Origin of the sequence: Streptomyces sp. NPDC101234 (assembly GCF_044767525.1) — a bacterium.
Classification (GTDB): domain Bacteria; phylum Actinomycetota; class Actinomycetes; order Streptomycetales; family Streptomycetaceae; genus Streptomyces; species Streptomyces sasae.
This window is the reverse complement of sequence record NZ_JBIWOA010000008.1, coordinates 337,126-345,357: the sequence shown is the minus strand read 5'-3', so window position 1 is coordinate 345,357 and position 8,232 is coordinate 337,126. Positions and strand designations below refer to the sequence as shown.

At 73.2% G+C, this 8,232-nt stretch carries 7 protein-coding genes; 5 read left to right on the top strand and 2 right to left on the bottom strand.

Annotated features, from left to right (window positions below; translation table 11 throughout):
* The first annotated feature begins 442 nt into the window (after positions 1 to 442).
* The gene (locus ACIRR9_RS17900) at positions 443 to 1,909 is read left to right on the top strand and encodes an amino acid permease (RefSeq protein WP_403752299.1); all 1,467 of its coding nucleotides are present in this window, start codon (positions 443 to 445) and stop codon (positions 1,907 to 1,909) included.
* Complete coding sequence (gene dapE / locus ACIRR9_RS17895; RefSeq protein WP_403752296.1) at positions 1,906 to 2,952, top strand: succinyl-diaminopimelate desuccinylase; 1,047 nt, start codon at positions 1,906 to 1,908, stop codon at positions 2,950 to 2,952. Before ACIRR9_RS17900 ends, dapE begins: the two co-directional genes overlap by 4 nt.
* Here the strand turns inward: dapE and ACIRR9_RS17890 are convergent.
* The gene (locus ACIRR9_RS17890) at positions 2,930 to 4,477 is read right to left on the bottom strand and encodes a PucR family transcriptional regulator (RefSeq protein ID WP_403752293.1); all 1,548 of its coding nucleotides are present in this window, start codon (positions 4,475 to 4,477) and stop codon (positions 2,930 to 2,932) included. The two genes, dapE and ACIRR9_RS17890, sit on opposite strands and share 23 nt — an antisense overlap.
* A gap of 117 nt (positions 4,478 to 4,594) precedes the next feature.
* On the opposite strand from ACIRR9_RS17890, the gene ACIRR9_RS17885 reads away from it, so the two are divergent.
* Genes ACIRR9_RS17885 through ACIRR9_RS17875 form a run of 3 tightly spaced genes read left to right on the top strand, consistent with a single transcriptional unit; the run spans position 4,595 to position 7,387 of the window.
* Positions 4,595 to 5,437 (top strand): chorismate synthase, encoded by an 843-nt coding sequence (locus tag ACIRR9_RS17885; RefSeq protein WP_403752290.1) that lies wholly within the window; start codon positions 4,595 to 4,597, stop codon positions 5,435 to 5,437.
* Positions 5,434 to 6,543, top strand: a complete 1,110-nt coding sequence (gene menC / locus ACIRR9_RS17880) for an o-succinylbenzoate synthase (RefSeq protein WP_403752287.1) — start codon at positions 5,434 to 5,436, stop codon at positions 6,541 to 6,543. The genes ACIRR9_RS17885 and menC overlap by 4 nt, the downstream gene beginning before the upstream one ends.
* Positions 6,544 to 6,598: 55 nt before the next feature.
* Complete coding sequence (locus ACIRR9_RS17875) at positions 6,599 to 7,387, top strand: S16 family serine protease (protein WP_403752284.1); 789 nt, start codon at positions 6,599 to 6,601, stop codon at positions 7,385 to 7,387.
* Positions 7,388 to 7,627: 240 nt separating this feature from the next.
* Here the strand turns inward: ACIRR9_RS17875 and ACIRR9_RS17870 are convergent, their stop codons facing one another.
* Positions 7,628 to 8,212 carry an ArsR/SmtB family transcription factor gene (locus ACIRR9_RS17870; RefSeq protein ID WP_403752281.1) on the bottom strand — a complete coding sequence of 195 codons (585 nt, stop codon included), beginning with the start codon at positions 8,210 to 8,212 and terminating at the stop codon, positions 7,628 to 7,630.
* Positions 8,213 to 8,232 lie beyond the last annotated feature (20 nt).

The window sequence follows — 8,232 nt, the reverse complement described above, 5'->3', positions numbered from 1 at the left end:
GGGGGGGGGGGGGGGGGGGGGGGGGTGGGGGGGGGGGGGGGGGGGGGGTGTTGGGGGGGGGGGGGGGGGCGGGGGGGGGGGGTTTTGGGGGGGGGGGGGGGGGGGGGGGGGGGGGGGGGGGGGGGGCGGGGGGGGGGCCCCCGGGGGGGGGGGGGGCGGGGCGGGGGGGGGGGGGGGGGGGGGGGGGGGGGGGGGGGGGGGGGCCCGGGGGGGGGGGGGGCCCCCCCCCCCGCCGGGGGGGGGGGGGGGGCCCCCCGGCCAGCCCCCACGCACCCGCAGCCAGCCGCCGTCCTCCGGCCCCCTTTGTTTCGCCCACGCACCCGCATTGGCCGATCCGCCAATCCCGCACCCCACCCTCTGGCCGATCCCCCCATCACGCTGACCCCACTCCCTCCGCATCATCAGGGCCAGACAAAGTGCCCACGGTGGAGGGAGCCGGAGTATGGAGACGGTTGGGACACGGCCGCGGCCAGGGCAACGGGCCGCCGGTACCGCAAGTCGGCTCACCCGGCGGCAGTCCGTCGACACCCTAGTCGGTGAGGCCGGCGCCAGCCCGCTGACGCGGACCATGGGGCTCACACAGCTCACCCTGCTGAGCGTCGGAGCGACCCTCGGCACCGGCATCTTCGTCGTGCTCGGGCAGGCCGTGCCCGAGGCCGGCCCCGCGATCGTCGTCTCCTTCGTGCTGGCCGGCGTCACCGCCCTGTTCTCGGCCCTGTCGTACGCCGAGCTCGCCGGGATGATCCCCGGCTCGGGATCGTCGTACAGCTATGCCTACGCCACCCTCGGCGAACTCGTCGCCTGGGTGTGCGGGTGGTGTCTGATCCTGGAGTACGGCGTCTCGGTGGCCGCCGTCGCCGTCGGCTGGGGGCAGTACGTCAACGAACTGCTCCACCTCACCTTCGGCGTCACCCTGCCGGACTCGCTCAGCGCCCCGCCCGGCGCCGGGGGCACGCTCAACATCCCGGCCGCGCTCATCGTCGTCCTCGCGATGGTCGTGCTGCTGCGCGGGGCCAGGGAGAGCGCCGTCGCCAACGTCATCATGGTCGGCGTGAAGATCGCGGCCCTGATCCTCTTCTGCGCGGTCGCCTTCACCGCGTTCCACGCCGGGAACTTCCAGCCGCTCTTCCCGCTCGGCGCCGCCGGGATGAGCGCGGGGGCCGCCTCGCTCTTCTTCTCCTACATCGGCTTCGACGCCGCCAGCACCGCGGGCGAGGAGGCCCGGAACCCGCAGCGCGATCTGCCGCGGGCGATCATCCTCTCCCTCGTCCTGGTCACGGCCCTGTACGTGCTGGTCGCCGTCGCCGCGCTCGGCGCGATGCCGTGGAAGGAGTTCGCGGGGACCGAGGCGACGCTCAGCGAGGTGCTGGTGCGGTCCGTCGGCGGCGGGAACCTGTGGCCGATCCTGCTCTCCGTCGGTGCCGTGGTCGCCACCACCAGCGTCGTGCTCACCGTGCAGTACGGGCAGATCCGGATTCTGTTCGCGATGTCCCGGGACGGGCTCGTGCCGCCGTTGTTCGCGAAAGTCCACCCGCGCACCGGGGTGCCCCGCGCCAACACCGTGATCGTCTCCTCCTTCATCGCGGTCCTCGCCGCCCTCGTGCCGCTCGGCAGCCTCGCCGACGCCACCAGCATCGGCACCCTCTTCGCGTTCATGCTGGTCAACCTGGCCGTGGTGATCCTGCGGCGGCGCAGCCCCGACGCGCCCCGCTCCTTCCGGGTCCCGTTCTCCCCGGTCGTACCCGTCCTCGGCGTCGGCTTCTGCGGCTACATGCTGTTCAGCCTGGGCACCGACACCTGGATCGCCTTCGGGACCTGGATGGCCGTCGGCCTCGTCATCTACGGCTGCTACGGCATCCGTCACTCCAGGCTCGCCCACGCCGACGCCGACCCGCGGGAAGCCGCATGACCGTCTTCGACCTCACCGCCGACGTCGTCGACCTCACCCGGGCCCTCGTCGACCTGCCCTCCGAGAGCGGGGCGGAGGCCCGGATCGCGGACGCCGTGGAGCACGCCCTGCGCGGCCTCGGGCATCTCAAGGTCGACCGGGTCGGCAACACCGTGGTCGCCCGTACCGCCCTCGGCCGGGACCGGCGTGTCCTGATCGCCGGGCACCTGGACACCGTCCCGGCCGCCGGGAACCTGCCCTCCCGGCTCGCCGACGGGTGCGTGCACGGGCTCGGCGCCTGTGACATGAAGGGCGGGGTGGCGGTCGCGCTGCGGCTCGCCGCCACCGTCCCGGCACCGGCCGTCGACCTCACCTTCGTCCTCTACGAGTGCGAGGAGGTCGAGGGCGAGCGCAACGGACTCGGCCTGCTCGCCCCCGAACTCCTCGCCGCCGACCTCGCCATCCTCATGGAGCCCTCCGACGCCGGGGTGGAGGCCGGCTGCCAGGGGTACCTCGCCGCAGACATCGTCGTACCCGGCCGGCGCGCACACACCGCGCGGGCCTGGCAGGGCGTCAACGCCGCCCACCGGGCCGCCCGGGTGCTCCAGCGGCTCGACGACCACACCGCCGAGCGGGTGGTGATCGACGGGCTGGAGTACCGGGAGGGGCTGAGCGCGGTCGCCGTGCGGGCCGGGGTCGCCGGGAACGTCGTACCGGACGAGTGCGTCGTGAGCGTCAACTACCGGTTTGCCCCCAGCCGTTCGGCGGCGGACGCGGAGGCGTACGTACGACGGCTGTTCCCGGAGTACGAGGTGCGGGTCACCGAGGCGGTCGCCGGTGCGTTGCCCCGGCTGGACCGGATCGCCGGGCTCGTCGAGGCGCTCGGGGCCGTGCCCCGGCCCAAGTTGGGGTGGACCGACGTCGCGCGGTTCGCGGCGCTGGACATGCCCGCGCTCAACTACGGTCCCGGGGACCCCTCCCTGGCACACACGGCGGGGGAGTACGTGCCGGTCGCGCAGCTGCGCGCCTGTGAGGAGGACCTCAGGGCGTGGCTCGTGCGCTGAGCCCGGCCAGCACCCGCAACTGCAGCCACAGCACCAGCCGTTCGTCGGGATCGTCCAGGTCGATCCCGACGTGCTGCCGGAGCTGGCGCAGCCGGTAGCGGCAGGTGTTGGGGTGGACGGCCAGCAGCTCGGCCGCGCCCGCCATGTCGCAGCCCGCGTCGAACCAGCAGACCAGGGTACGGGCGTACTCGGTGCCGTGCCCGGCGTCGTACGCCAGCACCCGCTGCCACGCCCCCGCGGTCAACTCCCGCTGCTCGCCGAGCACTTCGGCCAGCCGCAGCAGGGTGACCCGGGGGCGCACCTCGTCCACCGTGGCCACCGGGCGCTCCGCGTCCAGGACCCGCAGCACCAGGTCCGCGTCCGCCCGGGAGCCGACCAGCTCGCTGACGTCCGGGACCAGTTCGCCCAGGCCCGCCCGCACCGGCACCCGCAGCGCCTGCCCGGCCCGCCGCACGATGTCCTCGGCCAGCGGCCGGTGCCGTGCCCCCGGACCGGGCAGCAGCGCGTACACCACTCCGTCGACCAGCACACACGCGTGCCGCCCGTAGCGCGCCTCGCACTGCAGCCGTACGACGTCCAGCAGGCGCAGCGCGGTGCGCTCGGCGTCCGGCACGCTGGTGGTGGTGTCGAGCGTGAACGCGGCCACCCGCACCTCGCCGTCCACCCCCAGGCGGATCGCGGCGGCCGCGGCGTCCGCCGTGCCGTCGAGGAGACGGCGCAGCAGGTCGCCGCTCTGGTGGCGGGCCAGTTCCTGCGCCGCCCGGGCGCGCAGCAGGAGCAGGGCGGCGGTGGCGGCACCCTGGACGAGGGTGTCCTCGGCGTCCGGCGCGAGCGTGCCGCCGTCGACCACCCAGACCGAGCCGAGGGTCTCGCCGCCGGCCCGCACCGCCATCGCCAGCCGGGGCAGGTCGGCATCGCTCAACGCCGGGAGCCTGACCGGTCGTTCGGCGGCGAACAGGGTCCGGTACTGCTCGGTGTTCTCGGCGCTGGCCGGTACCTGGAGGCCCAGGATGCCCTGCCGGCGGTCCTCGTCGACCGGCTGCCCGGCCACGGTGGAGTAGGCGAGGAGCCGCTGCCGTGGGTCCTCGATGGCGGTGGCCCCGCCGACCCCGGCCGCGATCGCGTCGGCCAGTGCGAACAGATCGCCGAGCCCGCTCCCGGGGGCCGCCGGGCGGGCGCCGATCGCCGAGGCCAGCAGCAGGTGGACATGGTGCCAGGCGGCATCCTCGTCGACCGACAGCAGCGCGATCCCGTGCGTCTCCGCCTCCCCGACCGGCCCGTCGGCGCCCCGCACCACCACCCCGGTCAGCCCCGCCTCGGCCGCCGCCCGCACCAGCGGCCCGGCCGCCGCCGCGCGCACCCCGACCGCCAGCAGCAGCGCGCCCGGCCGCCGGGGCAGCGGGGCGTGGGCGTCGTACAGCAGCGCCTCGGTCACCGGCACGGTCAGCCCGGCGGGGGCCGTGTGCAGCCGGACGGAGGGACCGCCGACGATGTCGAGCAGGTCGCCGAGGGTGCAGGCGTCCATGGGAATCCCTAACCAGGAGTTTTTCGAGGGGGGGCTTGGCTGATCTCCTCATGACCGTACGCATTCCTTGTCCGTCCGCACAACACGGGGGAGGGCGTCGGCTCCGAGACTCGGATCATGACCCTGACCGTGACCGGAGTCAGCATCCGTACCGTCCACGACGTCGCCGGGCTCGCGGCCGTGACCGACTACTTCAGCGACGTCTGGCAGACGCCCCGCACCGCCCCGCCCTACCCGGCCGAGGTCCTGCACAGCCTGGTCCACGCGGGCGGCGCCGTGCACGCCGCCTACGACGGCACCCGGCTGGCCGGGGCGGCCGTCGCCGTGTTCGGCCCGGACCGCGACACCTACTCCCTCGTCGCCGCCGCCGACCAGGGCCTCGGGCACGCCGTGAAGCGGGCCCAGCGCGCCTGGGCCCTGGATCTCGGCGCCCGTACCATGCGCTGGACCTTCGACCCGCTGGTCGGCCGCAACGCCCGCTTCAACCTGGTCAAGCTGGGCGCCACCGGCACCGAGTACCTCGTCGACTTCTACGGCCCGATGGCCGACGGAGTGAACGACGGCGACGAGAGCGACCGGCTGACCGTGACCTGGGACCTGACGGCGGACGCCGCCGCGGTGCCTTCCACGTCGTACGACAGGCACGATGCCCCTGCCAGCCACCACGGCCCCGACGGCGAGGTCCTCGCCCGTCGCGACCTCGACGACCGGGCCGTGTGGTGCCGGGTGCCGGAGGACGTCGTCCGGCTGCGGGCCGCTGACCCGGTGCTCGCCCTGCGCTGGCGGTACGCCGTCCGCGAGGTGTTCACGGCGGCCTTTGCCGAGGGCTTCCGGGCCGTGGGGATGTCCAGGGACGGCTGGTACACGCTCGCCCGCACGACGGAGAAGACGGAGAAGACGGAGAAGACGGAGAAGACGGAGAAGACGGAGACGACGGAGACGACGGAGGGGACGGCATGAAGCTGGAGCGCGTGGAGATCGTGCATGTCGCGATCCCGCTGGTCACGCCCTTCCGTACGTCCTTCGGGACCATGACGACGAAGGACACCTTCCTCCTCCACGTCGTCACCGACACCGCCGAGGGCTGGTCGGAGTTCGCCGCCGACCCCGAGCCGCTGTACTGCTCGGAGTTCACGGCCGGCGCGGAGATCGTGCTGCGCGACTTCCTGGTGCCGCGCCTGGCGGCGGTACGGGACCTCACCGCCGCCGCGGTCGGCCCGGCGACCGCGAAGATCAAGGGGCACGAGCTCGCGAAGGCCACGCTGGAGACGGCGGTGCTGGACGCGGAGCTGCGGACGTACGGGATGCCGCTGTCCGTGTTCCTGGGGTCGGTGCGGGACCGGGTGCCGGCCGGTGTCTCGGTCGGCATCAAGGACTCGGTCGGCGAACTGCTCGACGACGTCGAGGGGTATCTCGCCGAGGGGTACGTCCGGATCAAGCTGAAGATCGAGCCCGGCTGGGACGTCGAGCCGGTACGCGCGGTGCGCGAGCGGTTCGGGGACGCGCTGCCGCTCCAGGTCGACGCGAACACGGCGTACGGCCTCGCCGACGCGGAGCACCTGCGGCGGCTCGACGAGTTCGGGCTGCTGCTGATCGAGGAGCCGCTGGAGGAGGACAACCTGCACGGCCACGCCCAGCTGCAGCGGCGGATCACGACGCCGGTCTGTCTCGACGAGTCCCTGCACAGCGCACGGGACACGGCGGCCGCGATCGCCATGGACGCGTGCCGGGTGGTGAACATCAAGCCCGCACGGGTCGGCGGCTACCTGGAGGCCCGCCGCATCCACGACGTGGCACGGGCGCACGGGGTGCCGGCGTGGTGCGGCGGAATGCTGGAGACCGGGATCGGACGGGCGCCGAACCTGGCGCTGGCGGCGTTGCCGGGCTTCACGCTGCCGGGCGACACATCGGCGTCGAGCCGGTACTTCGCCGAGGACATCACCGAACCGTTCGTCCTGGACGACGGGCACCTCCGGGTGCCGACCGGTCCCGGTATCGGGATCGAGCCGCTGCCGGACGCGCTGCGCCGCTTCACCCTGGAGCGCCGCGAGCTGCTCACGCGCTGACCGGAGCGGTGGCCGGGGCGGTGGCCCGAACAGGTCGCCGCGTTAGATTGACTCCGTGCTCTCACGTCTCACGCGTCTCCAGGCCATCGCCGTCTGTGCGGTTCCCGTCGTGGCCCTCGTCGGTACGGCCGTCTTCGCGCCGTTGCCGTTCTCGGTGGCCCAGCCCGGGATGACGGCGAACGTCCTCGGTGACAACCAGGGCACCCCGGTGATCACCATCGCCGGAGCGCCCACCCGGACGACCGGGGGGCAGCTGCGGATGACGACGATCGAGGCGACCGGGCCGGACGCCCGGGTGTCACTCGGTGACGTGATCGGCAGCTGGTTCCGCACGGACCGGGCCGTCATGCCGCGCGACGCGGTGTATCCGAGCGGCAACAGCGTCAAGGAGATCGAGCAGCACAACACCGAGCAGATGCAGCAGTCGCAGGACGCGGCGGCCCAGGCTGCGCTGAAGTACCTCGATCTCAGCGCGAGCAAGGTCAAGGTGACCCTGAAACTCGCGGACGTGGGCGGGCCGAGTGCGGGGTTGCTGTTCTCGCTCGGGATCATCGACAAGCTCGACGGGAACGGGAGCGGGGGAGACCTCACCGGGGGGAAGAACATCGCCGGCACGGGCACGATCAGTGCGGACGGCACGGTGGGGGCCGTGGGCGGGGTCGCGCTGAAGACGCAGGCCGCGCGGCGGGACGGGGCGAGTGTCTTTCTCGTGCCGAAGGACGAGTGCGCGGATGCCAAGGCCGAGCTGCCGAAGGGGCTGCGACTGGTGCCGGTGACCACGCTCAAGGGGGCCGTTTCCGACTTGGTCGCGTTGGAGAAGGGGGCGAAGGTCCCCGGCTGCTGAGTTTCGTCTGCGGGCCCGGTGGGGGCTGGCCGCGCAGTTCCCCGCGCCCCTAAAGGGGCGCTGATGCAGGGGCCGGTGTTGCCAGGCGGAGGCCTATTTCCACCAGCGTCCAGCCGATGCGGGTGCGGAGTTCCCTCTTTGGCTTGGCTGCCTTCGCTAAGCGGTAGGTCTGTGCCTGAGCGTGTCGTTCGGCCATCCGGTACTCGGCGAGCTGGGTCTGGAAATGCATCGCTCTGCCTCTCAATCCGTCCTCGTGGGAAACAGGTGGGTGTGGATGCGCACCGTCTCCGCCTCCGGGGTGTCCTTGCCGGGGGGCGTGGTGCGGAACTCGTCGATGAGGGCGTGCATCCTGCCGACCAGTTCCTGAGCGAGCTCGGGTGTCAGCCGTAGTGTCATGTCGCTCATGTCGGTGGAGCGCGCCCAGGCGGGCGACCACTCGTTGCGGGTGGTCAGCCATGCCGACAGCTCGCGTGTGTGGGTGTTGGCGACTTCGTGCATGAACGTGTCCATCGCGCCGCGCAGTTCCGGGTCGGCGTCCTGGAACTGGTCGCTGTCGAAGACCAGCCCCTCATCGGCCGCCTTCCACCAGCGCTCCCGGCCCTTGCCGTGTTCCGGAGCGTCCTCGACGAAGCCGTGGGCGGCGAGCTGGCGCAGGTGGTAACTGGTCGCCCCGCTGGACTCGCCCAGTTTCGCGGCCAGTTGGGACGCGGTGGCCGGCCCGCCGTACCGCAGCGCGTTCAGCATCGCCATCCGCAGTGGGTGCGCCAGCCCGCGCAGCGAACGGGCGTCCAGAACGCGCGGTTTCCGTGCCTCGTGCTCCGTCATGCGCACAAAGGTATCTATGC